Below are 24,793 nucleotides of genomic sequence, written 5' to 3'. Positions count from 1 at the left end.
GTGCGATTATACGGTTTTTGCATACAACCAGGGAACTTCTTTTTGGTTCTTTTCCTCAAATTTTTGAATAAAATCTGCCTTTTGGAGAGTGAGTCCGATATCATCAAGTCCGTTGAGGAGGCAATGTTTACGGAAAGCATCGACTTCAAATGGGTATTTTTTTCCCTCTTCCGTCACTACTACTTGGTTTTCTAAATCAATTTCTAAGTTTGCACCAGGTTTTTTATCGATTGTTTGGAAGATTTCTTCGACTTGGCTTTCCGACAAAACAATGGGCAACATTCCATTTTTAAAACAGTTATTGTAAAAAATATCTGCATAAGAAGGAGAGATGATGGAACGGAATCCATAGTCCTCTAAGGCCCAAGGAGCATGTTCTCTGGAAGACCCACAACCAAAGTTATCTCTTGTCACAAGGATATTGGCACCTTTGTATCTTTCGGCATTCAGAACAAATTCTGGATTTGGTTTTTTTCCGGCGTCATCTAAAAATCTCCAGTCATGGAATAGATGTTGCCCAAAACCAGATCTTTCAATTTTACGAAGGAATTGTTTCGGAATGATTTGATCTGTGTCTACGTTTGCCTTATCCAAAAGGGCAGCGATTCCTTTTAACTTTGTAAATGCTTTCATCTTATTTCCACTCCCGAATGTCTACGAAATGTCCTTCCACTGCCACAGCTGCGGCCATTGCAGGACCAACCAAATGTGTTCGTCCACCTTTTCCTTGTCTTCCTTCAAAATTTCTGTTAGAAGTAGAAGCACAACGATCACCAGGTGAAAGAACGTCATCGTTCATCGCAAGGCACATGGAACAACCAGGGTTACGCCATTGAAAACCAGCTTCTAAAAAGATTTTGTCTAATCCTTCTTGTTCTGCTTGTCGTTTCACACGGCCAGATCCAGGAACAATGATGGCTTCCACTTCTTTGTTTACCTTTTTCCCTTTGACAGTTTCAGCCACAACACGTAGGTCTTCGATTCTAGAGTTGGTGCAGGAACCAATGAATACCTTATTCACTTTGACATCGGAAAGTTTCTGACCTGGTTTTAAATCCATATAAGCAAGAGCGGATTCTGCTGATTTTTTCTGAATGGGATCATTAAAGTCTGTGGGCGCAGGAACCGTTGCAGTCACAGGAATCACTTGGCCAGGAGATGTTCCCCAAGAAACCATAGGTGCAATTTCATTTGCATTGAGTATGACTGTTTTATCAAACTTAGCACCAGCATCGGTGGCATAAGCTCTCCACTTAGCAGCTGCTACATCAAAAGCATCTCCTTTGGGAGCAAAGTCTCTTCCTTTGATATAGTTGATAGTCGTATCATCAGGAGAAATGAGTCCAGCACGAGCTCCTGCTTCAATTGCCATATTACAAATGGTCATACGGCCTTCCATACTAAGGGAACGAATCGCCTCACCAGTAAACTCAATCACGTAACCCGTCGCCCCGTCCGTACCAATTTTTCCAATGATCGCAAGAACGATGTCCTTTGCAGAAACAAGAGGAGATAATTTTCCATCCACTCTGATTTCCAAAGTTTTTGGTTTCTTTTGTACGAGAGTTTGTGTAGCCAAAACATGTTCTACTTCGGAGGTTCCAATCCCAAAAGCAAGAGCACCAAAAGCACCATGAGTGGCAGTATGCGAATCTCCACAAACAATGGTCATTCCAGGATGTGTCAGACCAAGTTCTGGTGCTACCACATGGACAATTCCATTGTCTGGGTGATTGATATCAAATAATGTAATTCCGTTTTCTTTGCAATTGTCCATCAGCGTTTGCATTTGAAGGACAGAGATTGGATCCACTGATTTCCAATCACGAGTTCGTGTGGATACGTTGTGGTCCATAGTGGCAAAAGTAGCATCAGGTCTACGCACTTTTCTGTTGGTTAATTTTAAACTTTCAAAAGCCTGCGGGCTTGTCACCTCATGGACAAGGTGTCTATCAATATAAATAAGACAGGTTCCATCTTCCTCGTGGACCAAATGGTCATTCCAAATCTTCTCAAACATGGTTTTCATAACTAGACTCCCCCACTTCCAGTCATAACTCGGACATGGGGTAGTCTGTCCAGGGAATTTGAAAAAATAGCGGGGTTCTAAGGGGTTTGGACAGTTGCTCCGTCTACATAGGTTCCGGAAAGTCCGCTACAATGAGTTGCGGCAGTTCCCCCACCCCCACCCGTTTTGGGTGCAGTATAAACTCCGATGATATAACCAACACCAGACTGAGTTACTTTGCAAGAACCAACGACACTGGTTTCTGTACATTTGGCTGACTGTTTGGTTCCAGAGAGGCAACTTGTTAAATATCCATAATAATTTTGGCAGACACCTGAACCTAAATCGCAAGCAAACTTAAAAGTTTTAGTGGAGCCTCCATTCAATAGATCGGACAAATCAGAATCAGAGATGGTTTGAACAGGAGTACCATCCGTTAAAACTGTCAAAGGATTTGCAGTTCCACTTTCTTTTTGGTATAAGTAAATTAAATAACTACCGGCCTTTGTAAAAGTAATCACTGTGGCAGGGGAATCCACTTTTGAATATTCAGTTCCTTCTTTTGCCAGAGTTGCAGAAGACAAATCTAAAGGACAACTTGTGGATACATAAACGGAAACTTTCGCATAACGAGAAAGTACGACTCTTGTACCAATTTGAGCACCAGCGATTTGCATGACTGCATAATAAGTATCCCCAGCGAGCGCAAAAGAAACAGATTGTGAAGTGGTTGTGATTCCAGTATACCCTGCCTTGATTTGGGTTCCAAGACCTGCGACAGTACATCCATTGGCCCCTGATTCTTTTGCAAGAAGAAGGGAAGTTGTCGCATCATTTTTGGAAGATTCACCAGAACATTGAACCAAAAATAAAAAGAGAACCGAATGAATGATGAAAACTTTCTTTTTCATTAGTCGCAACATATCTTTACCTTCCTCGAAATGACAGGATTGTTTTTCCAATTTGGATTTCGTCCAAATTATGGAGAACTTTGGGACGAAGTAACTTCTTACCGTTTAAGTATACACCGGTCTCCGATACACAATCAAACAATATATACTTCCCCTTCCTGTTTTTTATTTTTGCATGAAGCCCGGCTACGGTGGGATCAGAAATTACCAAATGATTGGATTCCCAACTTCCAATGGTCACTTCATCAAACTGGAGTTGGAATTGATCTGTATTTTGATTTCCTTCCCTTCGCATCAAGACAGCATAAGAGTACGCAGTTCCCGGAAGTGATTCCTTTTCTGCAATGGCAACGGCAATTTCTCTGTCGCGAGCTGCCCTTTCCAAAGTCTCCCCATACATCCGATCATAAACTTGTAGTTCTTCTTTGCGTTCGGAAAATTCTGGAACAAGAGATTGTTGAGAAGGAGGAGGATTTTGGTTTTCTTTCTGGTTTGTTTCTTCAAACCCTCGCAAATAATATAAGGCCGCCAAACAAAGGAAAATGAGGAATAGACTAACAGGAAAAAAGAATAAAGGGTCAGAAAGTTTTAGATACAAAGAGCGAAACAACGAAAGTTCATACTGAAATTCGAATCGAATGCCTTGGTCAACAGAAACCAAATTAGCAAAAACTAAATTTGTTTTCCATTGAGAAAGTTTCCAAGGTGATTCATATACCAATTCAAAATCCGGTTGCCCCAAACCTCTCAAATAAGAAAAAAGATCCGCATAACTGTCCGATTTAGTAATTGAATAATGTTTTCCATTCGCATAACTTGCAAGTTTGGTTGCCTCCAAGGAACTGGGAGCAAGGACTATCAGTTGCAAATTTTTTTCACGTATGCGTTTAGCAAGTTCTGGAATTTCAAAACGATCTTGCCATTCCGAAGCAAAACTAACAAAAATAAGAATATGATCTTCGGAAGATTGGTTTCCCTTTATGGTTTCTAAAAAATTTTCCCAGTTCCGAATGGGATAAACGGGAGCAGGTTCTTTCGGAAAAGGAAAAGAAATATCCAAAACATTTGAACGAATTCTTTCGAAGGAATGTTTATTTGTATCAGACTGAATTTGTAACTGAGTAGAACCACCACTTTGTTCCGAAATTTTTACCAATTGGTTTGCCAATTGGATGATCCAACGTCTGTCCTCTGCATCCGTGTAACTGGGAATGGAAAGGTATAAGTGAATGGGATTTTTTGAATCTGTTTTTTCGAAGCGAAAGGATTCAGTAAACCTTCTATTTGATTCCAATTGTTCAGAAAGAACGAATCCATTTGGATCTAAAATTCCATTGGAATGGAATCGAATTTTTACTTCTGGATAGGAGCGAACGTCGATCGATCTGAGTTTGAACCCAGGGTTTGCAGTTAGAACTACTGGAAAAAGAATAGAGAGGAAAAACCAATTACTGAAAGAGTAAAGATGCTTCCTTAAGTTGTTTTCCATATTCTGTTTTTGGCTCCAGGTTGTGGTTTAAAACCGGAATGGTTTCAACAACTTCACCTTGTTTCATTATCGTAACTTGAGAGGTCAGACTTTCGACGATCCGAAGCTCATGTGTAATAAAAACAACTGTCATCCCCATTTTTGCAAGGTTTTGGACGGTTTCTAGAACAATTTTTTCGGAAAAAGCATCGAGACCCGTGGTTGGTTCATCTAAAACGAGAATCTCAGGCGTACGTAAAAAAGCAAGGGAAAGGAGAATCCTTTGTTTCTCTCCTCCGGATAAAGTCTTTGCATATTTTTTCCAGTGATTTCTCGGAATGGACAAACGATCCCAAATTTGAAACAAAGATTCGAAATGGATCGTTTTCAATTTTGATAATTTAAAAAAATCTTCGATTTGTGCTTCAATGGTTCGGAAAGGATGAAAGGCCCAATTAGGATTTTGTGGCACCATAAACAACTTAGAACAAAAATTAAGGTGAGTTACATCTTCGCCTAATACAGAAAAGGTTTTATATGTCATTTGGCAACCTTCCGGAACCATACCAAAAAGCGAAAATCCTAATGTTGATTTTCCTGATCCCGACTCACCGATCACACCATAGACAATGCCCTTGGGAATTTCCAAAGAAATTCCATTCCAAATCTTTTTCCCATCCTTAGTGGTAATGGTAGCATCTTTGATTTGGACAGCAGGAAATTCAGTCGAGCCCAAAGAGTTCCTTTTCTATGATACTACAAAGGATATGACCAATCAGAATATGGCATTCTTGGATCCGAGCAGTAACCTTAGATGGGACAATGATTTCTACATCTGCCTTTCCTTTTAGTTTTCCACCATCTCCACCTAAAAATAGAACAACCTTCATTCCAATTTTTTTTGCTTCCTCTACCGCCAAAATAATGTTTTGCGAATTTCCAGAAGTGGTGAGTCCTACAAATACATCTGACGGTTTTCCAAATGCCTGAACTTGCCTTTGAAAAACATATTCGTAACCATAATCGTTCGAACAAGCAGTAAGAACTGCTTGGTCACTATTTAAAGCTAATGCGGGAATGGCTTTTCTTTCATTCCCCGACTTATAACGAACCACAAGCTCTGCGGCAATATGAGAGGCATCACAACTTGATCCACCATTTCCACAAAAATACAATAATCCATTTTGTCTCAGTGACTCTGTCAGAAGTTTTCCCGCAGCTTCAATGGATGGCAAAAGTCCCGGTAATAAACTTTGTTTTACGGCAATTGAATCTTCGATTTGTGTTTGGATGAGCGATTTATGATCCATGGTTTTGTTCTTTATCCCTTCTTTCTTTGATTGCATTCACAGCATTCCCGAACTCGATCAGTGCAGTCCCAAATCCATACAAGTTTTTAGCTTTTGAATAAGGATTATTTTGGTCTGTGTTTCCAAGATTCAGATAGAATAGTTCGTCTCTTACGAGTTTCTTTTGTCTTTCCGTAGCCACCGATTCAAAAAAAATCCGACATTCTTCACCAATGGCAAGCATCGCAAGTGCCATTGCATTTGGCTTCATATGCAAAACCAATTGTTCTTTCCAAAATCTCTCCCAAGAAAGGACAACTCGCCAATCATCTTTTGGAGCATTTGTATCTAAAAATAAATCAGTTTTCGGAATAGAAAGTGAAGAAAGTAATCCATCGAGTCCAGAGAGATCCTTCGAAAGATTTTGATTCAATTCCCCTTCATCCACAAACAAAACGCCAGACCATTTTTCTTCTTTATTTTTATACAAATGGTTTCCTGTGACAAGGATCAAAGAATAATCCAATCCTTCTGCGCGGAATAGTTTCTCGTTTGTTTTTGTTAAGCGAAACTTGGGGGATTCAATCACCACACCGGAACTCACTTGTTTTGTGCGGAGTTTCTTTTTCCAATTATCAACGGCGACTGCCCATTCCATAGAAAATGTTTTTGGTTCTTTTTTTCTTTTTGCCGGGTCTTGGTCTTCTGCCTTCCCCTTCGAACTGAAAAAACGGAAGAACCAGGAGAATAAACCAGGTTTGGATGGTTTTTTAGTTTTTGCCATATTCTTTTCTAATATTAGAAGGGCGTTCTATTTGTTTTCTGTCTAGTTCATACAACTTAGCATATTTCAGAAAGGTTGAAAAGGAAGAGGCAATGGCAATCCAAAGCCCTGGGATTCCATCCAAAAAACCAAATTTAAAAATATAAATTTCTAAAAATTTACCAAAAGGTTTCAGAATGGTTTTCGCAAGAGAGAATCTCTCTCCTTTCGCATAACGAGTATAAGCAACAATACTGGAAAACTGATTGATGGTGGTAATTTGGTGACTAAAATCTGTAAAACTATAATGAAGGATATCTCCTTTCATTATTTTTCCAACAGAACCTGGTTTGAGTTCAATATAATCATGAGGATTTTCTCCCACCCAAGTGGCCGAATTTTTTTGGAATAAACGAAACCGGCGAAGAGGATACCAACCACTATGACGAATCCATCGTCCCAAGTGGTAGGTTAATCTTGCAATTTTAAATCCATTGGCATGGATCGCATCTGATTCCAAAAAGGCATGGATGGACCGAACCAATGTTTCATTTGCACGTTCATCGGCATCCAATGACAATATCCAATCATGGGAACAAAATCCAATGGCTTTGTTTTTTTGCTCCACATGGCCAGGAAATGGGGATTCATAAAATTTTACTTTGGAAAAGGAAGTCGCAATTTCTTTTGTACGATCAGTACTTAAGGAGTCCAAAACAATGATTTCGTCGGCAACGGTCTCGACGGAACGGATACAATCTCCGATATTTTTTTCTTCATTGAAGGTGATGATGGCCACCGACAATTTTCTTTTTCTCTTGCCTTCCATAGGAGTTAAAACCTATTCTTTGAACCAAATATGATTGGGAAAGAAACATTTCATAAGATTTCCGTTGTTTTTCTATACCTTTTTTTCGTTCTTTCCCCCTTTTCGATTAGCCTTTGTCAAATTTTGGCAGGGGCCTCCCTATTCTTTTTGTTCTTGGACTGCATACAAAAAAGAGAATTTCCTAAATTCGAGTCTCTGGTTCTTTTTTTGATTCTTCTCTACATTAGCTTTCTTTTTACCCCAGTATTCGATTGGGACCAAACTAACTGGAAACAAACCATTTTCCGCTCCGAATTTGGAGATGTTTGGATGGCCTTTTTATTGCTGCACCATACAAGGCTCTCTTACCGAGAAAAAACTAGGTTAAAACAGGCGGTACGGCTCGGAGCCTTCTTTCTCCTTCTTTCAGGAATCCTCTCCTTGGTATCACCGTATCGTCTGGCACCTTTCGTAATGGATGGATTCCAATACACGGAAGGAAGGAGACTTCCACACCTTCTTGTTGTCCTTTGGGAAAAACTTTCTCTTTATTTGCCAATTGGATTCCAAAGTACCCATCTCACTTACGGAGGCTTACTTGCCATCTATCTCCCTTCCATTTGGGAGAGAACCTTTCGATCCTTCCAAATTGCGAGAAAAAAAACAAACTCCTTTTTTTACAGGTTTGGATTCCTCACATTGAGTTTGGTTGGATTCTTTTTACTTTTCCTCAACCAAAGTCGTTCCATTTGGTTTGGACTCCTTTTTGGAATCTTACTTCTTTCCTTACAAAAAAAGTTACAAATCAAAAAATACCTACCGGTACTTAGCCTGGGGATTTTGGGAATTGCCGGGATCCTTTTTCTTCTCTACCAAAACAATTGGCTTTTCCAAAGAGCCATTGACGATCTATTCGCTAAACGTTCGTTAGAGAACCAACGAGTTTGGATTCATAAAATGAATTTTGCAATTTTAAAAGAAAATTATCTTTTTGGAATTGGATCAGGTAATTATCCAAAAGAATTTATCACCCAAGCGACACCTCTGGTGAAAGAGTTACCGGAACTCTATTATGATTTGTCGATCACACCCAAATCGCACGCCCATTTTGATTTTCTGCATTTTTGGATTTTAGGTGGTATTACTTCAGTTGTAGCTTATCTTAGTTTTCTATATTGGATCACAAAAAGAATCTTACAAGTTGGCAAAAATAATCTTTTTTATTTAGGTTTTTTCAGCGTCATTTTTGCAGGAAGTTTCCAATGTTTTCTGTTAGATGATGAAGTATTACTTCCCTTTCTTGGTCTTTTGATTTTACTTCCTTCGACTTCGATTAGAAAAAAAGAAAGAAAGAAGAATTTTATACAAAAGGGTCAAATCAAAGTGTATGGAATTCTATTTTTCTGGATTTTGATTTCTAGTTTAGGGGCCCTTTATTTGACAAAAACACCTGCCAAGGATCTTTTTTTTCATAGGACTCGCACAGAACATAACTTTCCATCTCCCTTTGCCCAATCTTCGATGAATTCGATGGTCCCTATCGCACTTCCTACGGGAACCAAGGAATTTTATTTTAAACTGGCTGGTTGTTTGGACCACAATACCAATTTCAATCAAAGAGCCCTTGTCAGAGAAAACCCCGTTGGATTCCTGATCCATTGGGAAGACCTTCCCGATGATGGAAAACTTCCTGAAACATTCGAACTTGAAATTCGCAAACGGGAGAGCTTTGACCAGGACAAAGAGTATAAAGTCCAAGCAGAGAGAATTGTAAAAAAGGAAATTTTTTTCAATTCAAAACAAATCCAAAAAATCCAAGTCCATCCAAAAGAGTATTTAGAATCTCTTGGAAAGGGGATTGAATTTGTTGATTTTGGATTTTTATTTTCTTGGAAAGGGGGAAATCCATTTCTTCCACGAATCGAAATTTCTGGGAATTGCGACTAGTTAGCGCGAGAAGAGCGTAAAGTTGTTAAGAAGTAAGAGATGCTTGAATTAAGTTTGGTTTGATTAGGAAAGCCCTGAGGGAATCGCTTCAAACTTCGGCCATCCTGGCCTTTCGATCTCAGCCCGTCCTACTCGCGACTTCGGACATCCTGTCCTCAGAAAAATGGCTTCACGCTCCATCCACCCTTGGCCTTACGGCCAACTTCGCCTTCGGCTTTTATAAAGCCTACGCGGGGTCGCTACCATTTCTTTCGCTCGTAGTCGTTCGATTCATACCTGGAGCGGGAATCGAACCCGCACGGGATTACTCCCACAGGATTTTAAGTCCTGTGTGTCTACCAGTTCCACCATCCAGGCGAATATTCAGTGATAGGCGTCGGCCGGATTCGAACCGGCGGTCAAGCTTTTGCAGAGCCATGCCTTACCACTTGGCCACGACGCCAATCGTGACTTTGGATAGGCTAAAATGGGAAGGCCTGGTGTCAAATGGAAACTGAATTCACTTTTCATCGGATTGTAACATTTCGCTCAAAAATCAAATTGCCTAAGGTCCGAAAACAGATGGGCTGTAATTATGAACCGAATGAACTTTCTCACTGTATCCATTTTAGTGCTCCTTGCCCAAAATTCGTATGCGGACACAGTGACAGTAAAAGCAAGCAAAGAGGTAATGGAGAACGTAAAAACATCTTCTCCGACTGCCAATTTTATTTTAGTAGAATCTAAAGACGGCACCAAACAAGCGTTTAAAAAAACGGCTGTCGACGTAGTTGTTCTTCCAGTTGTTTGGGAAGAGGCAAAAGAAGAAAAACCAGGATTCTTTGGGTCTCTATTTGCTTCCAAAGAAACTAAGGAAGAGACAAAGACCGAATCCAAAAATCCTGAGGAACCAAAAGAAAATCCGGAAAACCAAAGTTTTATCCAAAGAAGGTTACCTGAACTTGCCATCGGTGGAATGGCCCTTCTCTGGATCATTCTTCCTTAAACCATTGTTTAAAGAAAAAAACTAAAAACTATCAATTTCACTCCCATTCAATCGTTCCAGGTGGTTTGTGAGTGAGATCATATAACACCAAAGAAATCTGTGGCAAAGCCAACAATTCTTTGGTGATACGATTTAAAATCTTTCGATCCATTTCGTAAAAATTGGCAGTCATGGCCTCTGTTGATTCGACTGGACGTAACACTACCCCATAAGAATTTGCGTGTAAACCCACAGGAACAAGAACCACAGGCATTTGCCAAATGGATGTATGAATGGACTCTTGATAAAGGATTCGGTTCACTATGGCATCGGCATCACGAAGGATGTCTGAATGTTCCTTATCTAATGTCAGTTTGGTATAAAAAAAAGATCCGATAAATTGACTGATCCCTGGTGCAAAAACCACTCGGTTGATTTCTTTTTTAAAATTAGTGATTTCGACAGCACATTCATCTAACTCATTCCAGTTGGTGGTAAAGTCATTTAACACAGCACAGTGGGCATAACTTCTTTGGTCGCCTTGGACTCCAACAGAAAGAATTGGTAAAATTTTGACTTCTGCTTTTTTCTTTGTAAAAGCCAAATCAGAAAAATCGATGACAGGTGGTTTTGTCTCTGGACTGGCAATCATTCGCACCACAAGTCCTGGACCCGGAAAAGGATGTCTTTCAATCCAACGTTCGGGTAGCCCAAGAAGTCTACCCAGTTCTCTCACTTCATCTTTATACAAATCAGCGATGGGTTCGATGATTTTACCTTCTTGGATGAGTTTTTCAATTTGAGGGACACGGTTGTGGTGGGTTTTGATTTTATGAGAATGTTTGGTTCCCCCAGATTCGATGGTATCAGGGTAAATGGTTCCTTGGCCAAGGAGCCAATGTTCCGAATCCAAACCAAGGGAATCGGTTGCTTTCCCTTGTGCTTCTAAAAATAAATCACCGACAATACGTCTTTTTTTTTCTGGTTCAAATTCTGATTTTAGATGTTTGTAAAAAATTTCACTTTCATCCCAAATGGTAAGGTCAAATCCAACGTGGTGGAGGTTGTCCATCAAATCCTTCACTTCGTTTTTACGCATAAAACCTGTATCTACAAGTAGGCCCTTCACCCGGTCTTTCCCAAGAGCTTTGGCAAGAAGTAAATAAGCTACAGAAGAATCCACACCCCCCGAAACGAGTAAAAAAACATTTTTACCTGGAGGGACTTTCTTTTGTAGTTCAGCGATTTGTTCTTCCAGAAACTGTGAAATACTCCAACTGGACCCAGCATTACAAAGATTCACAAAGTTACGAAGTAAAACTTCTCCTTCCTCAGAGTGTGTCACTTCTGGATGAAACTGGATTCCAAATTGTTTTTTAGACTCATTAGAAACAAACGCATAACGACAATTATCGGAAGAAGCAACGATTTGAAATCCATCAGGCATACGAACCACTTCATCCCCGTGGCTCATCCAAACTTTTGTTTTGAGAGAAAGGGATTTCGAAAGTAAGGAATCTGGATTTTGAATTTCTAAAATGGCAGGTCCATATTCTTTTGAATTAGAAGAAACCACCTCTCCACCAAGAGCCTTCATTAAAAGTTGGTGTCCATAACAGATTCCTAAAATGGGAACTGATGTTTTGAAAAATCCTTCTGGTAAAAGCGGGGCTCCAGTTTCATAAACACTACTAGGGCCACCCGAAAGAATGATTCCAGCATAGGACTCGTAAACAGAGAGTGGTTCTTCATTGGAAAGGATTTCTGTATAGGCACCAAGCCTACGAATCCGGGATGCAATAAGGTGAGCGTATTGACCGCCGAAATCGACGACTGCAATTTTTTTATCACTTTTCATGGGATGATTCCAAAATAATTTTGCAATTGTCGGGGTAAACAAATGTCGGAAAAAAAATCAGAATCTTCTTACGAGGACAAACAAGACCATATCCCGTCCTGGAAAACCCCGGAAATCGAATGGTTTGCCAATGTTTATGCCGGAAAAGAATACAATATCGAATTCACAATCCCAGAATTCACTGCCGTTTGCCCCAAAACCGGCCTTCCCGACTTCGGAACCATTTATATCGATTATATCCCAAGGGATAAATGTGTAGAGCTCAAATCACTGAAAGAATACATGATGTCATACCGTAATGTGGGAATTTTCCATGAAAACGTTGTAAACAAAATCCTCGAAGACTTTGTTTCGGCTGTGGATCCCATGTATGTCAAAGTGGTAGGAGATTATAATGTTAGGGGTGGTGTAAAAACCATTGTGAAACGAGAGTACAAAGCCTAAATGGAAAACCTCATCGGCTACGTAGCAGCCTTTTTAACAACAGTTTCGTTTCTTCCGCAAGTATTGCGAGTGGTCATGACAAAACAAACAAGAGATATCAGCAGAAACATGTATATCATGTTTTTTTTAGGAGTGCTTTTGTGGTTTATTTACGGAATTTTAAAATCTGATTTTCCGATCATTTTGGCAAACGTTGTCACCATATTTTTTGTATCCATTATACTATATTATAAATTGAGAGAGGATGTAACATGAGAAAGGCTTATGTAGACAAAGACAATTGTACTTCTTGCAACCAATGTGCTGATAATATGCCGAAATACTTTATGATGGATGAGGATGATGTTTCTCAAACTCATATCGGGGGTGAGTCAATCAATGATGCCATGATTCCTGATGAAGACGAAAAAAAAGTGCAAAAGGAAATGGATGAATGCCCAGGGGAATGCATCCACTGGAAAAAACATTAGTCAAATCGACTCCTCCTCCATCCAACTTTTGAGTCTTTGGTAAAATTCCTTCAAAGACTGAGGTTCTGTCTCTCGACTCACAAGATAAAGTTGGTTTTCAAAACCCTGACAGTTCTTTTCATTTATGTACAAAGAAGTGTTTTTTCCAAGTAAATAAGTCGGTAAAACAGAAATCCCCTTCCCGAACTCAAGGGCTGTCTTAATATCATGAAGGTTTGGAATCACTGAATACTCTTTGATTTTTGGTCTGGAATCAAAGTTAAACTTCCAGAACCGCCGAACAATGGCAAAGTCTTCGCTATACACAAACCAATGTTGGTTTTCCATCCATGATTTTATAGTTTCGATTTTTGGTTTGGTTTCTCCGCGAAAGGGAAAATGAGAATCCAAACGAATGGATTTAGATACAACCAATCCAAAAGTTTCCTTATACAGTTCTTGATAATGGAGACCAGGAAGGTTTAACTTCTGGTTACTGATCACAAAGTCAATCTCTTGTTTTCTTAGCGCTTCCATTAGTTCCTGCGGATGCCCATAGCGGACATAAAAACTCGTTCCCATCTTGGCAAGATTTGGCAAAACTTTTTCTAAGAATATTTCTTTGGCAGAGCCAATGCGAAGTTTTGCTATTTTTTCTTTGGGTTTAGTAGTCTTTTCTATTCGCTCTAGTTCTTCCATAGGACCTGCAATCTGAACATACAACCGTTTGGCGGCATCAGTTGGAATCAAATCTCTGGAAGTGCGGCGAAATAGAACTTCTTTTCTATGCCTTTCCAAAGATTGTAAATGCAAACTAAGAGCCGGTTGGGAAAGCCCAAGAATTTTCCCTGCCTTTGTTAAATTCCTCTCCTGGTAAATACAATAAAAACTTTGGTACAATTCGATGGGGTTCATATTGGTATTACTTTTTTAATATCGAATTATCAGCACCATCATTATTCTAATACCTAGTTTTCCTTGTCTAAAAAAACGAAAGGGAAAAATTTTTCCTATCACAGTCATTTAGAAACTGCAAACGAAGTGAGGGTCCAATGAAAAAAGTTTTATTTGTATTAACAAGCCACGGAGAAAAAGGAAATGCTGGTTCCACTGGTTATCATTTAGGAGAGGTTTCCCATCCCTGGAAGGTATTACATGATGCCGGTGTGGAAATGGATTTGGTTAGTCCCAAAGGAGGCGAACCACCAGTCGATGGGTTTGATTTAGAAGACCCGGTAAACAAAGAGTTTTGGAACCATCCTGTTTACCAAAAAAAACGCATGCATACAAAAACACCAAAAGAGATTCAAACCAGTGACTACTCTGCCATTTATTTTGCCGGTGGGCATGGAACGATGTGGGACTTTCCTGAGAACAAAGAACTCCAAAACCTTACAAGATCCATTTATGAATCGGGAGGGATTGTCGGAGCCGTATGTCACGGTCCATCGGCCCTTGTGAATGTCACTTTGTCCAATGGGAAAAACCTCATTGGAGGCAAACGAGTGAATGGATTTTCCAACGAAGAAGAGGAGATTGTAAAACTAGAAGGTGTGGTTCCCTTTCTTTTGGAAGACAAGCTAATCGCAGCGGGTGGAAAGTATTCCAAATCAGCACCTTGGAATAGTCATGTAGAAGTGGATGAAAGACTTGTTACAGGACAAAACCCGCAGTCGGCAAAGGCTGTAGGAGAGGCCATTCTTAGTTTATTAAAAAAATAAGAAGAACCTTTTCATCGGATCCGATTCAAATCGATTCGATTTTGGATCAAGGCTTTGTGTGCAAGGGTGGCACACGAGGCCCATTGGTTTTCTTTTCTTTCAAACCTAACATATCTTTGACGATTCCATATACATCCTTTACCGATTGGAAATCATGTTTTTTCCCAGTTGGATCATATACAAATCCAATTGTTTTCATTTCGGGGTTTGTATTCCAATATCCGTGTCCATGTATTTTGGTTTGTGATTTGGTAAACACATCCCCTTTTCTCGTCCCGCTAAAAAATAGCGGTCCTTTTGTACGAAAAATTCCCAAAGCTATCGGATGGATTTTTGTTTGGAGGATAGGATTTTCTTCGGATTCTGTAGATGGGTTTGTCAATTCACCTAACTTTTCATTGGCGGTTGTTGGAACCCATTCCGCTCCTGGGCAGGCAGTCAAAACTTCTGAAACGATGGAATTTATTTCTTCGATAGAAACATTGGTATTGGTACCAGGCAAAAGGATGGCAGTCCCACCAGAACTTTTGAAAGTAAGTTGGTAAGTACCTGCCTCGTCTTGAATGTACCCTTTTTGTTTTAGGATGACATTGGGGGCACAAACGGAATCAGCGGAATGAAACCCGTGGTCTGAAACAATCACAATCGCCGGCCCTTTCGGAGTAAAGGCTCCGACGGATTGTAAAAAAGAAAAGATAGCTTGGTCTAGTTCAACCAACCGAAACAAAGCCTTTTCTGACCCAGGACCGAATCCGTGGTGGTTTGTATCCAAATCCGTCGTATAAACAAACATCAAATCCGGCTTTTTTTTCTGAAAAAGCCAAGTGGCAGTATTTAGTTTCACTTCATCTTTGGATACATCGTTTAGCGGAAATCCAACGGCAAGTTCTGCCTCCTTATGCAAATCCTTTGTAGAAAGGACACGGAGGAGTTTATCATCTTCTGGGATTTTTTTTCGCCAATATTGAGGAAGGTTCCAATTGATACCTGCACCCACAGTCACGGGCCAAAAAACATTGGCAGTCGTTTTGTGATTTTCTTTTGCCAAATCCCAAAGGGTGGGAACTAAGATGTCTTCTGTATACCACATCCATCCCCCATCATTTTTCTCAAAAGGATCGGAAAGAGTATTGTTAAAAATTCCATGTACTGCAGGATCTTTTCCTGTTACCATTGAGGTATGGGCCGGATAAGTCACAGAAGGATTGACCGTTGTGATTTCGGAAACGCCATATTTCTGAAATAACTCTGCTAAATGGGGGAAATAAGAACGATACTTTAGATCTAACCAGTAGTATGCAGGAAACCCATCAATGGATAAAACAATGGTTTGGTGAACCTTGGCAGATTTCGAAGCAAGTTTTTCCGATTTCTTTTTAGGTTTCGCTTCTAAAGAAAGAGAACCGAAAAGAACCATCAAAATTCCGAAGACTGATACCAAACGAACATACATTCCCAAGAAAAAAAATACCTTAGAAACAATGTCTAAAGAGAATGAAATTAGATGCATAAGCTTCCCGAAAGTGGAAAATCTTTTCACTGATCGTTTTAACCTTCGCATAAACTCTGTTTAGCGAAAAATTAGTATTCTTGTTCCGATCTTGTAGATCCGAGAAGTTCGTCCGGAATGTCCTCAATGCTATCTCCAATTTGGATGGCAAGGCGGTTTCCTACGCGGCCCGGTGTGGCCTTGAACTTACTACGATCCCCTACTTTTACCATTAGGTCGGTTTTGATCGGAGTGTTTTCCAGTTTGATCACATCACCCACATGTAAGTTCATGAGATCATTCAGAGAGATATCCACACTTCCCACTTCGGAAATGAGAGGGATTTTGACTTGGTCGAGTCGTTCTTGGATGACAGCGCGGTTTTCGTCCACTTCCCCTTTACGAATCGAGGAATACCAGTACTGGGCAGAAAGTTTATTGATGATTGGTTCAATGGTGATGTAGGGAATACAAAGGTTTGTCATCCCTTCCACTTCTCCCACTTTTGTCTCGAGAGTAATTAATACCACCATGTCATTCGGAGGAACCACCTGTGCGAACTGCGGGTTTGTTTCGATGTTTCCTAGTCTTGGGCGTAAGTCAATTACCGTGGACCAGGACTCTCGTAAGTTTCCAAGAATCCTAACAATGATCCCTTCCATTACTGATAACTCGATATCGGAAAGTTCTCTGTTGACCTTAGAAGATTCCCCTTTACCACCAAACAGACGATCGATGATCGTAAAGGAAATGGATGGATCAATTTCTAGAATCGCAGACCCGCGAAGGGGGTCCATATTGATCACAGCAAGGGTCGTTGGGTTCGGGATGGAACGAATGAATTCTTCGTAAGTTAACTGGTCCACGGAAGCCACGTGCACTACAACTAGGGCGCGTAACTGAGCGGATAAACCGGTTGTTGCCAAACGGGCAAAGGTCTCGTGCATCATCTGCAGTGTACGAATTTGGTCTTTTGAAAATTTATCCGGACGTTTGAAGTCGTAGATTTTGACTTTCTTTTGTTCCCCAACCGATGAGTATTCATCCTCGGATACTTCTCCTGAGGAGATGGCATTTAACAGGGCATCAATTTCGTCTTGGGAAAGGATTTCCGTCATTTTTTTACCTTTACGAGTAAGTTTTTAATCTGCCAAAATCCAACACGGCTTCCCTCTTCTTGTCGCAAGGTGTATATATATTCGTACCTTGTTTTGAACCGACCCATCATTCTTTCTACATAAACTTGAACACGAGCATCCCGTTTTGAAGGATAGTCCACGTTCATGACCTTAAAGTATTTTAAAACACCGGAGGGTGTCTCCGTCAAATACTCTTTAAAGTCTTCGATGATCGTTTCACGTTCCCCAAGTCCAGCCTCGGTGTAGGCACTGCTGAAACGATCATAAGCCAAAATATATTCTGAAAAATCGATCCACTTAAAATGGTATTCCCATCGTTTTTTCATCTCCGCCCCAAGAAACAGGAAAATAGTCTCTTCTGGAGAAAGACCTCCGTTTTCCGTAATTTGGCGGGTGACGGTTTCCCTTCTTTCTGCTTTGGGATTTTGAAATAAGAATCCCACCGTATTCCCGGAACGAAGGAATGCGGATTTATCTTCCGTATAATTAGGATAAAAGTAACCAGTTACATAGAATTTTTGGTCAGGTAAAAAACTATAATGTTCATCCAAATAAATGGTTTTGGAAAAGGATTCGTTTCTGTGTAGGCTCACTTCTTTATTTTCATCGCCCACTAAATTGACAATGGTGGTTCTTCGTTTGAGAATCGGATCTGGAAACTCGGGATCTTCGATGGGAGTGAGGATTCTGTCATTTTCATCTTTCACAATGATTTGGAAAGAATAACGAAAATCAAAGGAAGGAAAGATACGAACCACTTCTTTTCCTGTATTGGTCACGGTAAAAGTGAGAGGAACTCTTTCCCCGGCTTGGTAACTTCTTTTCGTTAGGGACAAGCTGATTTTAGACTGGAGAGAGACAAAATTATCAATTCGTTCCCCCCTGGCATCCCTGTCAGGAAATGCATAAAGAGAATCTACCAAAAGAATTCCTAAAATCACGAAGTTTCGGAGAGACCGCATACAGTTTAAGATTTCGGCAAGATTTGGAATTTACGAAAGAATTTTTAGGACATAAAAAACGACTAACCGGTACCCATTTTAGCCTCTGCCAAAATGTAGTCAGCGATCCGAATGAGTCTTGTCATGATAGAACTCAATTTTTTGTACTGGTAGTAGTTTTCCCTTTGTTTGTCCAAATGGGGTTCCACAAGGGCTACCGTTTTGGAGGATACTTTTAGGTTTTTGATCTCGTTTTCTGTGACCCCATACAGGTTGGCCTCGGAAACAAAACGATTTAGTTCCTTCACCAAACTTTCATCCGTAAGATCTTGGATTTCAAATACCTTTTCAATTTTTAAGATAAAATCAGTTAACGTGCGTTTGATCTTAGATTCTTCTTCGGTGGGGCGACGTTTGGAAGTGACCTGGTTTAAGGATTCATACCGTTCCAAGGCTGTTTCATAAAGTTGGGCCATTTTTGATTTTTGACCCAAAATAAAACTGATAAAACTAAGGAGTCCGACAAAGGTATCGGGGTAACGATTGATGCCCCCGATTTCATCAAGTGCATTCGCAAAGGCTTCTTCATTATGCGGAATGGTCATAATGAATTTTAACACCGGCTCCACCGAGGAACCGGATGTGTATTTTTGAATGACTTCGATGCCTTCTAAGTAGTTCATTGGCGTTTGTCGATGATGACAACCTTACGGATGGTTGTCTGTAGATTTCCTTTTTCAATGATTCGGTCAAGTACATCGTATCCAGAAACTAAAAATCCAAATACAGTATGGAGTCCGTCGAGGTGAGGAGTGTCCACTTGGTTGATAAAAAACTGGGATCCATTGGTATTGGGACCTGCATTGGCCATCGCTAAGGCACCTCGGACAGCTTTCTGGCTAGGTAGGACTTCGTTGTATCGGTAACCCACACGGTGTAAAACTTCTAAAACCGGTAATTCCATTGCTTCTTGGTAAGCTTTTTCTACTTCTGTTCGTTTCTCTTCAAATTCAGCTCTTGATTGGATTTTAAATTCCGCAAGGACAGCTCGTTGGAGTTGGGATTGGTATTGTGGTGCGTCTTTGATTTTGACTTTATCAAGTCCAAGAGCCTTTCCGTTGATTTCATCTTCTATCTGAAACCCAGGTCCACCTGTTCCGTCTCCTCTTGGGCAACCACCTTGGGCCATAAAGTTTTCGATGACTCGGTGGAATTTCAGTCCGTCATAATAAGGCCTTCTTTCAGAGCCTTTGTCGGTTTTGAATTCTTTTTCGCCTTGGGCCAAGTCGATAAAGTTCTGAACCGTTTTGGGGGCAGCAGTATCATAAAGTTCTAAAACCAAATCACCAGAAGTAGTTGTAAACACAGCATAAATGGCTGGTTTTTCCGGTAACTTGACCGAGGTGGCATCCTGGCGTTTGACAATCACTTTGGAAGGTGAATACGATACAGGTTCATAAGTGATTTTTTTGAATGTTTGGTCACTACAGAAAACGGTTTGGGTTAAAGCCAAAAAGAAAAAGGCAAAATAAGAGAGTTTGTTCATTACACTAGATTTCATATTTATTTTTTACCTTTGGATTCTATCGATTTTAGCTTTTTGGTCAATTCGTTTACCTTTGCCTTGGCTCGTTTGATTTGTTCTTTTTGACGAGGAAGAGAGGTTCCTCCCATCACATCTTTTTTGTCACAAGAAGTTTCTAGAGAAATGGCAGCTTCATACCCTGGATCTGTGAGTACAGCATGGATTTGCCCCCTCTCTCCACTAGGAATCGTAAACAAATCATACCCTTTGGAAGAGCAGTGTTTTACTAGCTCACCGACAATTTCATGGGCAGAACGAAATGGAATTCCTTTGGCACTGACAAGCCAGTCGGCAAGGTCCGTTGCCGTCGAAAATCCAGAACGGAGGCTACGGGTCGCATTCTCTGGAAACACTTGGATCCCAAGAACCATATCCCGCACCCCTTCGATACTCAGTTTGACTTGTTTGACTGTATCAAATAACGGGAGTTTGTCTTCTTGGAAATCTCTGTTATACGATAAAGGAGTACCTTTTAGCATCACAAACAAATGAGTCAAACTTCCGATCACTCGTCCCGCCTTCCCCCGAATGAGTTCGGCCACATCGGGATTTTTCTTTTGTGGCATAATGGAAGAACCGGTAGTCAAGTGGTCAGGCAATTTAAAATAACTAAACTCTTGGGAGGTGTATAAAATGATCTCTTCACAAAAACGAGAGACATGGATCATAAATTGAGAAGCTGCAAAAAGAAATTTAAAAATATGATCTCTTTGGCTTACGGCATCCATTGAATTTTCTGAAATCCGAGAAAGAGACAAATCCTTTCTCATAAAGTCCCGGTCCGTGGCATAATTAACACCCGCAAGAGCACCAGAACCTAACACTAGCTCGTCTGCTCTTTCGTAAGCGCCTAAAAAATCTTCGAAGTCCCGAACATTGGCCCAAAAATGAGATAAAAAATAATGAGATGCACGAATGGGTTGGGCAATTTGTAGGTGGGTGTATCCAGGGATGATGGTTTTCGTATGGGCTTCTGCTTTTCCGATCCAAGCACTCAGTAAATCCAAAAGTAAAACTAAAATGGATTCCACTTCTGCTTTGATATATAAACGAACATCCTGGGAGACCTGATCATTTCGGCTTCTACCTGTGTGTAGTTTTTTTCCCAAATCTCCCAAAAGCTCCGTTAGGCGAGATTCGACAGACATATGAATGTCCTCGTTTTCGATTTTGAATTCAAACTTTCCAGAATCGATTTCTTTTTTGATCTGCCCAAGACCGGTTTCAATTTTTCTTTGTTCCGATTCGGTAAGGATACCAATACGTTTTAGCATTCGAGAATGGGAAATGGAGCCTTCAATATCGTGTGAATACAGTTCTTTATCAAAACTAATCGACTCACCAATGCGAATCATCAGAGAAGAAGGTGGTGCCTCAAAACGACCACCCCATAATTTTTTCTCTTTCATTCCGAATCCCCACTAAAACGATCCGACCATTGTTTTAAAATTTCTTTATCTTTGTCAGATAACCTAGCACTTGGGTGTAACAATAGATAGTCTTTGGGAGGCATCTCACCTTCTTCCACTTGTTCCCAAATTTCATAGATTTTTTTGTTTTGTTTTTTGTCCGTTAGAAGTCCAAACTCGGAAAAATTCAATTCATCTCTTCCTTCTTCCACATGGTGAGAGATGAGTAAGGAAGCGGGAAAAATATAGGAATACGTCGGCCAAACAGTTTCGTTCGAATGGCAATCGTAACAACTACGCTTCAGGATTTCTTTGGTCTCTGCACTGGTTTGGATCTCCGATTTGACAGGAGGATTGGAGCGATCGATGGGAAAAAATTGGAGGACGAGTAAAACTCCGACTAAGATGAAAAAAATTCGTTTCACACAAGACAGGTTCTAACCCTTCCTCCGAAATCAAAGTATTATTTTTCTTGCCTTTGCTTAGAATCCATTGTTCCTATTCTTTAGAGGTTTCTTTTGGATTTTATTTTCGCAAACTCACCTTATGTCTGGATTTTTCTTGGGCTCACACTTTTATTTTCGGAATTCTTATTGCCGGGAACCTTTGTGATGTTTTTAGGAATCGGAGCCATTTTTACGGGGATTCTGACTCGTCTCGTACCTATGGAGTTTTATTCCCAAGTGGTTGTTTGGGTGGTTTCGAGTTTAGTTTCTATCCTTGTGGGAGGGTCTGCTGTCAGACGATTTTTTAAATCAGAATCTTCTGTGGATCCTTTTATTAAAGATGATTTTTTAAACCAAATTGTGCCTGTAGAAACTGATATTTTAGTGCAGAGGCACGGAGGAAAAATAAGGTTCCAAGGAACCCTTTGGGATGCAGTTTCTAACGATTCCAAAATCACCAAGGGAAACTATGTTCGAATTTTGTCTCGGGAAAATCTGACTTTTACCGTAGAACGAGTGGATTCATAAACAAAAGATTTCATTTTTTTTTAAAGAGACTCAAAAAACCCTTTTCTCTTTTCCCTCATCTCGTATGGTCAAACGTCACAAAGGAGAAACTATGGGCGCGACCGTCATTGTTGTATTTTTGGTCATTGTTTATATCATCAAAAAGACAATCATCATTGTTCCAGAACAAAGTGTTTATGTAAAAGAAAGATTAGGTGTATTAAATGGGGTTTTGAAATCGGGATTTTATTTTATGATTCCGTTTGTAGACCAAATTCGTTATCGCCAAAATCTAAAAGAACAAACCATCGATATTGATCCACAAGTTTGTATTACAAGGGATAACGTATCCGTAGAAGTGGATGGGGTATTGTATTTAAAAGTCATCGATGGAGAAAAAGCATCTTACGGAATTGATAACTTTATGTTGGCAACAACTCAACTTGCACAAACCACACTTCGTTCTGAAATTGGAAAATTAATTTTTGATAATTTACTTTCGGAAAGAGATGAAATCAATGGTCGAGTGGTTTCCAATATTGACAGGGCCACTGATCCTTGGGGAATCAAAGTCACAAGATACGAAATCAGAAATATCACTCCACCCAAACAAATCCTTCTCGAGATGGAAAACCAAATGAAATCCGAAAGAGAAAGGCGAGCGGAAATCACCATCTCCCAAGGAGAAAAGGAAGCTCGGGTGAATCATTCTGTCGGAGAAAGACAAGAATCGATTAACATTTCCGAAGGGGAAAAAATCCGATTGGTGAATGAAGCCGATGGACGTGCCCAGGAAATCACACTCATTTCGAATGCGACAGCAAAAGGTTTACAGCTCATCTCCGAAGCCATTAGTAAAAAAGGTGGAAAGGAAGCAGTCAGTTTACAAATCACCCAAGAATATTTGGATGCTCTCGGTCAAATTTTGAAAACTTCCAAAACCACAGTGGTTCCCGAAACACTCGCAAACATTGGTGGAGTGTTTGAAGGCCTTTCCAAAATCACAACCAAAATCCCTCAGGTAGGAGAATAGTATGGAATTTGTATACTTAGCTTTTTGGTCGATCATTGCCATTTATTTGGTTTATAAAATCTTTCGCTGCATTCGCATCATCCCAGCACAGGATGTTCTCATTGTGGAACGACTGGGAAAATATTCCAGGAGTTTACGAGCAGGATTTCATATCCTCATCCCTTTCATTGATCGAGATGCGTATTACCATACTCTCAAAGAACAATCCATCGATGTACAACCACAAATTTGTATCACGCATGACAACGTGCAGGTGAAGGTGGATGGAGTCATTTATCTAAAAATCATCGATCCCGTTCGTGCCTCATATGGAATCGAAGATTTCCAATTTGCAGCCATCCAACTGGCACAAACCACAATGCGTTCTGTGATTGGAACCATGGAACTGGACAAAACGATTGGAGAAAAAGACTTAATCAATTCTACGATTGTGGCGGCGATTGACCAAGCATCGGAACCTTGGGGAATCAAAGTCAATCGTTATGAAATTTTGAATATTGTGCCACCGAAATCGGTTCTAGATGCGATGGAAAAAGAAAAGAAAGCACAAATCGCCAAACGTTCGCAGGTGCTACTTTCCGAAGGGGAAAGAGATTCAAGAATCAACCGTTCCCTTGGTTTTAAAGAAGAAGCTGTGAACAAATCGGAAGGGGAAAAACAAAGAAGGATTAACTCTGCCGAAGGGAAAGCAACGGAAATCGAAGCCCTTGCTGTAGCAACAGCAAAAGGGATTGAAGCCATTGCAGGTTCCATCTCTGAACAAGGTGGTGCCTCTGCGATCAAACTCCAAATCACAAAGGCTTTTATCCATAACTTCCTCAATGTTGCCAAAGAGAATACGGAAATCCTCATCCCTGCAGATGTAATGAATTTGCCAACCCTCATTGCCAACCTAACCGAAGGGAAAAAACCGAAAGCATAGTAGGACAATCCTAATATGCCGAAACAATAGTTTAACATTTGTCATCCGGTGGATCTTCCACCGGATTTTCTGTAAACAATCGAAAACTTGGTTTTGCCATTGCTTGGGCAGCAAGCGAAACAAGAAGTGCCTCGTTGTCATCTGGCCCAATCCGATTGGCATGGATCACTCCACATCCCTTACATCGGTGTAAAATCACCCATTCCCCTTTTCTCACCCAAATGGAAATCGCTTCCATCTTACTTCCACATGTGGCAGCACGGTCACCGGGAGAATTGTCCAGATGCAAACTCGTCAAACAATTGGGACAATGGTTTCTCTGGTCTGTTCCAAATCCAGGTGGAAAAACCATTTGTTTGCATTCCACACAACGAAATTCATCTACATCAGAACGGAAACGATGGGATTTTGTTTTGGGTTTTAGAGACGAAAAGCCTTCGTCTTCATCATCAAAACGTTTTTTCTTTGAGAACTTTTGAAATTTAGATAGTTCGGATTCACGTACCATATCCAGTTTTTGCGGCAAAACAAAAAGAGGAACCAAAACAGTGGATGAGAGGAATAGACCGCCTGTGCGAAGATAGCCGCCTCCTAATTGAATTTAGGCGGGGTATCCAAAACAAGTTCACCGTTTTGGCGGTCTACACAATGGCTAGAGTTAACATAAGATACAATTTGAAAGAGAGAGAATT

The 24,793-nt window shown here is 40.3% G+C and carries 27 protein-coding genes and 2 tRNA genes; 9 read left to right on the top strand and 20 right to left on the bottom strand.

Annotated elements, in window-relative coordinates:
• Positions 1 to 6: 6 nt before the first annotated feature.
• The 8 genes from leuD to EHQ47_RS10000 form a co-directional block, all read right to left on the bottom strand.
• Positions 7 to 633: a 3-isopropylmalate dehydratase small subunit gene (gene leuD, locus EHQ47_RS10035; RefSeq protein ID WP_135693218.1), complete on the bottom strand. Its 627-nt coding sequence runs from the start codon at positions 631 to 633 to the stop codon at positions 7 to 9.
• Between the two features lies 1 nt (position 634).
• Positions 635 to 2,029: a 3-isopropylmalate dehydratase large subunit gene (leuC, locus tag EHQ47_RS10030; RefSeq protein ID WP_135777122.1), complete on the bottom strand. Its 1,395-nt coding sequence runs from the start codon at positions 2,027 to 2,029 to the stop codon at positions 635 to 637.
• A gap of 77 nt (positions 2,030 to 2,106) precedes the next feature.
• Positions 2,107 to 2,931 carry a hypothetical protein gene (locus tag EHQ47_RS10025; RefSeq protein ID WP_135777121.1) on the bottom strand — a complete coding sequence of 275 codons (825 nt, stop codon included), beginning with the start codon at positions 2,929 to 2,931 and terminating at the stop codon, positions 2,107 to 2,109.
• Between the two features lie 4 nt (positions 2,932 to 2,935).
• Positions 2,936 to 4,408, bottom strand: a complete 1,473-nt coding sequence (locus EHQ47_RS10020; RefSeq protein ID WP_135777120.1) for an FHA domain-containing protein — start codon at positions 4,406 to 4,408, stop codon at positions 2,936 to 2,938.
• Positions 4,368 to 5,123, bottom strand: coding sequence for an ATP-binding cassette domain-containing protein (locus EHQ47_RS10015; protein WP_135777119.1), 756 nt, complete (start codon positions 5,121 to 5,123; stop codon positions 4,368 to 4,370). The genes EHQ47_RS10020 and EHQ47_RS10015 overlap by 41 nt, the downstream gene beginning before the upstream one ends.
• Positions 5,110 to 5,697, bottom strand: a complete 588-nt coding sequence (locus tag EHQ47_RS10010; RefSeq protein WP_135749621.1) for a D-sedoheptulose 7-phosphate isomerase — start codon at positions 5,695 to 5,697, stop codon at positions 5,110 to 5,112. The genes EHQ47_RS10015 and EHQ47_RS10010 overlap by 14 nt, the downstream gene beginning before the upstream one ends.
• Positions 5,687 to 6,460, bottom strand: a complete 774-nt coding sequence (locus EHQ47_RS10005) for an LBBP_01157 family protein (protein WP_135749620.1) — start codon at positions 6,458 to 6,460, stop codon at positions 5,687 to 5,689. The genes EHQ47_RS10010 and EHQ47_RS10005 overlap by 11 nt, the downstream gene beginning before the upstream one ends.
• A complete protein-coding gene (locus EHQ47_RS10000; RefSeq protein ID WP_135777118.1) occupies positions 6,447 to 7,268 on the bottom strand; it encodes a glycosyltransferase family 2 protein in 822 nt (273 codons plus the stop codon). Before EHQ47_RS10000 ends, EHQ47_RS10005 begins: the two co-directional genes overlap by 14 nt.
• A gap of 30 nt (positions 7,269 to 7,298) precedes the next feature.
• Here EHQ47_RS10000 and EHQ47_RS09995 point away from each other — a divergent pair, with 30 nt between their 5' ends.
• Positions 7,299 to 9,194: an O-antigen ligase family protein gene (locus EHQ47_RS09995; RefSeq protein ID WP_135777117.1), complete on the top strand. Its 1,896-nt coding sequence runs from the start codon at positions 7,299 to 7,301 to the stop codon at positions 9,192 to 9,194.
• A 273-nt stretch (positions 9,195 to 9,467) separates the two neighbouring features.
• Here the strand turns inward: EHQ47_RS09995 and EHQ47_RS09990 are convergent.
• Both EHQ47_RS09990 and EHQ47_RS09985 read right to left on the bottom strand, forming a co-directional pair.
• Positions 9,468 to 9,551, bottom strand: a tRNA-Leu gene (locus EHQ47_RS09990).
• A 14-nt stretch (positions 9,552 to 9,565) separates the two neighbouring features.
• Positions 9,566 to 9,636: transfer RNA gene (locus EHQ47_RS09985), tRNA-Cys, on the bottom strand.
• 132 nt (positions 9,637 to 9,768) lie between these two features.
• Here EHQ47_RS09985 and EHQ47_RS09980 point away from each other — a divergent pair.
• Positions 9,769 to 10,179, top strand: coding sequence for an LIMLP_04285 family protein (locus tag EHQ47_RS09980; protein ID WP_135777116.1), 411 nt, complete (start codon positions 9,769 to 9,771; stop codon positions 10,177 to 10,179).
• Positions 10,180 to 10,216: 37 nt separating this feature from the next.
• On the opposite strand, the gene guaA is transcribed toward EHQ47_RS09980, so the two are convergent.
• A complete protein-coding gene (gene guaA / locus EHQ47_RS09975) occupies positions 10,217 to 12,016 on the bottom strand; it encodes a glutamine-hydrolyzing GMP synthase (RefSeq protein WP_135777115.1) in 1,800 nt (599 codons plus the stop codon).
• A 42-nt stretch (positions 12,017 to 12,058) separates the two neighbouring features.
• On the opposite strand from guaA, the gene queF reads away from it, so the two are divergent.
• The 3 genes from queF to EHQ47_RS09960 are packed head-to-tail and all read left to right on the top strand — an operon-like array spanning position 12,059 to position 12,930.
• Positions 12,059 to 12,460 (top strand): preQ(1) synthase, encoded by a 402-nt coding sequence (gene queF / locus EHQ47_RS09970; RefSeq protein ID WP_135777114.1) that lies wholly within the window; start codon positions 12,059 to 12,061, stop codon positions 12,458 to 12,460.
• Positions 12,461 to 12,715, top strand: coding sequence for a SemiSWEET transporter (locus tag EHQ47_RS09965; RefSeq protein WP_135744198.1), 255 nt, complete (start codon positions 12,461 to 12,463; stop codon positions 12,713 to 12,715).
• Positions 12,712 to 12,930 (top strand): ferredoxin, encoded by a 219-nt coding sequence (locus tag EHQ47_RS09960; protein WP_100719354.1) that lies wholly within the window; start codon positions 12,712 to 12,714, stop codon positions 12,928 to 12,930. The genes EHQ47_RS09965 and EHQ47_RS09960 overlap by 4 nt, the downstream gene beginning before the upstream one ends.
• Here EHQ47_RS09960 and EHQ47_RS09955 read toward each other — a convergent pair whose 3' ends face one another.
• On the bottom strand, positions 12,931 to 13,824 hold the full coding sequence (locus tag EHQ47_RS09955) for a LysR family transcriptional regulator (protein ID WP_135777113.1): 894 nt from the start codon (positions 13,822 to 13,824) through the stop codon (positions 12,931 to 12,933).
• A 137-nt stretch (positions 13,825 to 13,961) separates the two neighbouring features.
• On the opposite strand from EHQ47_RS09955, the gene EHQ47_RS09950 reads away from it, so the two are divergent.
• Positions 13,962 to 14,630, top strand: coding sequence for a type 1 glutamine amidotransferase domain-containing protein (locus EHQ47_RS09950; protein ID WP_135777112.1), 669 nt, complete (start codon positions 13,962 to 13,964; stop codon positions 14,628 to 14,630).
• A 46-nt stretch (positions 14,631 to 14,676) separates the two neighbouring features.
• Here the strand turns inward: EHQ47_RS09950 and EHQ47_RS09945 are convergent, their stop codons facing one another.
• The 7 genes from EHQ47_RS09945 to EHQ47_RS09915 form a co-directional block, all read right to left on the bottom strand.
• Positions 14,677 to 16,083, bottom strand: a complete 1,407-nt coding sequence (locus EHQ47_RS09945) for an alkaline phosphatase family protein (protein ID WP_135777139.1) — start codon at positions 16,081 to 16,083, stop codon at positions 14,677 to 14,679.
• 128 nt (positions 16,084 to 16,211) lie between these two features.
• Entirely contained in the window at positions 16,212 to 17,237 is a 1,026-nt protein-coding gene (gene fliM, locus EHQ47_RS09940; protein ID WP_002974265.1) for a flagellar motor switch protein FliM, read from the bottom strand.
• Positions 17,234 to 18,220, bottom strand: coding sequence for a hypothetical protein (locus tag EHQ47_RS09935; protein WP_135777111.1), 987 nt, complete (start codon positions 18,218 to 18,220; stop codon positions 17,234 to 17,236). Before EHQ47_RS09935 ends, fliM begins: the two co-directional genes overlap by 4 nt.
• A 62-nt stretch (positions 18,221 to 18,282) precedes the next feature.
• Positions 18,283 to 18,882, bottom strand: a complete 600-nt coding sequence (locus EHQ47_RS09930; RefSeq protein ID WP_135693201.1) for a hypothetical protein — start codon at positions 18,880 to 18,882, stop codon at positions 18,283 to 18,285.
• Complete coding sequence (locus EHQ47_RS09925) at positions 18,879 to 19,745, bottom strand: peptidylprolyl isomerase (RefSeq protein ID WP_425269571.1); 867 nt, start codon at positions 19,743 to 19,745, stop codon at positions 18,879 to 18,881. The genes EHQ47_RS09930 and EHQ47_RS09925 overlap by 4 nt, the downstream gene beginning before the upstream one ends.
• Before the next feature lie 17 nt (positions 19,746 to 19,762).
• Positions 19,763 to 21,193 carry an argininosuccinate lyase gene (gene argH, locus EHQ47_RS09920; RefSeq protein ID WP_135777109.1) on the bottom strand — a complete coding sequence of 477 codons (1,431 nt, stop codon included), beginning with the start codon at positions 21,191 to 21,193 and terminating at the stop codon, positions 19,763 to 19,765.
• Positions 21,190 to 21,618 carry a heme-binding domain-containing protein gene (locus EHQ47_RS09915; protein ID WP_135777108.1) on the bottom strand — a complete coding sequence of 143 codons (429 nt, stop codon included), beginning with the start codon at positions 21,616 to 21,618 and terminating at the stop codon, positions 21,190 to 21,192. The genes argH and EHQ47_RS09915 overlap by 4 nt, the downstream gene beginning before the upstream one ends.
• A gap of 93 nt (positions 21,619 to 21,711) precedes the next feature.
• Here EHQ47_RS09915 and EHQ47_RS09910 point away from each other — a divergent pair, with 93 nt between their 5' ends.
• The 3 genes from EHQ47_RS09910 (at position 21,712) to EHQ47_RS09900 (ending at position 24,101) form a co-directional block, all read left to right on the top strand.
• A complete protein-coding gene (locus EHQ47_RS09910) occupies positions 21,712 to 22,167 on the top strand; it encodes an NfeD family protein (protein WP_135749608.1) in 456 nt (151 codons plus the stop codon).
• A gap of 91 nt (positions 22,168 to 22,258) precedes the next feature.
• Complete coding sequence (locus tag EHQ47_RS09905) at positions 22,259 to 23,179, top strand: SPFH domain-containing protein (RefSeq protein WP_004789303.1); 921 nt, start codon at positions 22,259 to 22,261, stop codon at positions 23,177 to 23,179.
• 1 nt (position 23,180) lies between these two features.
• Positions 23,181 to 24,101: an SPFH domain-containing protein gene (locus EHQ47_RS09900; protein WP_135693196.1), complete on the top strand. Its 921-nt coding sequence runs from the start codon at positions 23,181 to 23,183 to the stop codon at positions 24,099 to 24,101.
• A 31-nt stretch (positions 24,102 to 24,132) separates the two neighbouring features.
• Here the strand turns inward: EHQ47_RS09900 and EHQ47_RS09895 are convergent, their stop codons facing one another.
• A complete protein-coding gene (locus EHQ47_RS09895; RefSeq protein ID WP_208727426.1) occupies positions 24,133 to 24,609 on the bottom strand; it encodes an RNHCP domain-containing protein in 477 nt (158 codons plus the stop codon).
• Positions 24,610 to 24,793: the final 184 nt, after the last annotated feature.

It is taken from the genome of Leptospira bourretii (assembly GCF_004770145.1).
Taxonomy (GTDB): domain Bacteria; phylum Spirochaetota; class Leptospiria; order Leptospirales; family Leptospiraceae; genus Leptospira_A; species Leptospira_A bourretii.
Note: the sequence above shows the minus strand (reverse complement) of the source record. Positions and strands in the feature narration are given on the sequence as shown.

Bases quoted from the DNA above. Each gene is read 5' to 3' on its own strand.
- leuD (WP_135693218.1), bottom strand. From the start codon at position 633: ATGAAAGCATTTACAAAGTTAAAAGGAATCGCTGCCCTTTTGGATAAG.
- leuC (WP_135777122.1), bottom strand. From the start codon at position 2,029: ATGAAAACCATGTTTGAGAAGATTTGGAATGACCATTTGGTCCACGAG.
- EHQ47_RS10025 (WP_135777121.1), bottom strand. From the start codon at position 2,931: ATGTTGCGACTAATGAAAAAGAAAGTTTTCATCATTCATTCGGTTCTC.
- EHQ47_RS10020 (WP_135777120.1), bottom strand. From the start codon at position 4,408: ATGGAAAACAACTTAAGGAAGCATCTTTACTCTTTCAGTAATTGGTTT.
- EHQ47_RS10010 (WP_135749621.1), bottom strand. From the start codon at position 5,697: ATGGATCATAAATCGCTCATCCAAACACAAATCGAAGATTCAATTGCC.
- EHQ47_RS10005 (WP_135749620.1), bottom strand. From the start codon at position 6,460: ATGGCAAAAACTAAAAAACCATCCAAACCTGGTTTATTCTCCTGGTTC.
- EHQ47_RS10000 (WP_135777118.1), bottom strand. From the start codon at position 7,268: ATGGAAGGCAAGAGAAAAAGAAAATTGTCGGTGGCCATCATCACCTTC.
- EHQ47_RS09995 (WP_135777117.1), top strand. From the start codon at position 7,299: ATGATTGGGAAAGAAACATTTCATAAGATTTCCGTTGTTTTTCTATAC.
- EHQ47_RS09980 (WP_135777116.1), top strand. From the start codon at position 9,769: ATGAACCGAATGAACTTTCTCACTGTATCCATTTTAGTGCTCCTTGCC.
- guaA (WP_135777115.1), bottom strand. From the start codon at position 12,016: ATGAAAAGTGATAAAAAAATTGCAGTCGTCGATTTCGGCGGTCAATAC.
- queF (WP_135777114.1), top strand. From the start codon at position 12,059: ATGTCGGAAAAAAAATCAGAATCTTCTTACGAGGACAAACAAGACCAT.
- EHQ47_RS09965 (WP_135744198.1), top strand. From the start codon at position 12,461: ATGGAAAACCTCATCGGCTACGTAGCAGCCTTTTTAACAACAGTTTCG.
- EHQ47_RS09960 (WP_100719354.1), top strand. From the start codon at position 12,712: ATGAGAAAGGCTTATGTAGACAAAGACAATTGTACTTCTTGCAACCAA.
- EHQ47_RS09955 (WP_135777113.1), bottom strand. From the start codon at position 13,824: ATGAACCCCATCGAATTGTACCAAAGTTTTTATTGTATTTACCAGGAG.
- EHQ47_RS09950 (WP_135777112.1), top strand. From the start codon at position 13,962: ATGAAAAAAGTTTTATTTGTATTAACAAGCCACGGAGAAAAAGGAAAT.
- EHQ47_RS09945 (WP_135777139.1), bottom strand. From the start codon at position 16,083: ATGTATGTTCGTTTGGTATCAGTCTTCGGAATTTTGATGGTTCTTTTC.
- fliM (WP_002974265.1), bottom strand. From the start codon at position 17,237: ATGACGGAAATCCTTTCCCAAGACGAAATTGATGCCCTGTTAAATGCC.
- EHQ47_RS09935 (WP_135777111.1), bottom strand. From the start codon at position 18,220: ATGCGGTCTCTCCGAAACTTCGTGATTTTAGGAATTCTTTTGGTAGAT.
- EHQ47_RS09930 (WP_135693201.1), bottom strand. From the start codon at position 18,882: ATGAACTACTTAGAAGGCATCGAAGTCATTCAAAAATACACATCCGGT.
- EHQ47_RS09925 (WP_425269571.1), bottom strand. From the start codon at position 19,745: ATGAACAAACTCTCTTATTTTGCCTTTTTCTTTTTGGCTTTAACCCAA.
- argH (WP_135777109.1), bottom strand. From the start codon at position 21,193: ATGAAAGAGAAAAAATTATGGGGTGGTCGTTTTGAGGCACCACCTTCT.
- EHQ47_RS09905 (WP_004789303.1), top strand. From the start codon at position 22,259: ATGGGCGCGACCGTCATTGTTGTATTTTTGGTCATTGTTTATATCATC.
- EHQ47_RS09900 (WP_135693196.1), top strand. From the start codon at position 23,181: ATGGAATTTGTATACTTAGCTTTTTGGTCGATCATTGCCATTTATTTG.
- EHQ47_RS09895 (WP_208727426.1), bottom strand. From the start codon at position 24,609: ATGGTACGTGAATCCGAACTATCTAAATTTCAAAAGTTCTCAAAGAAA.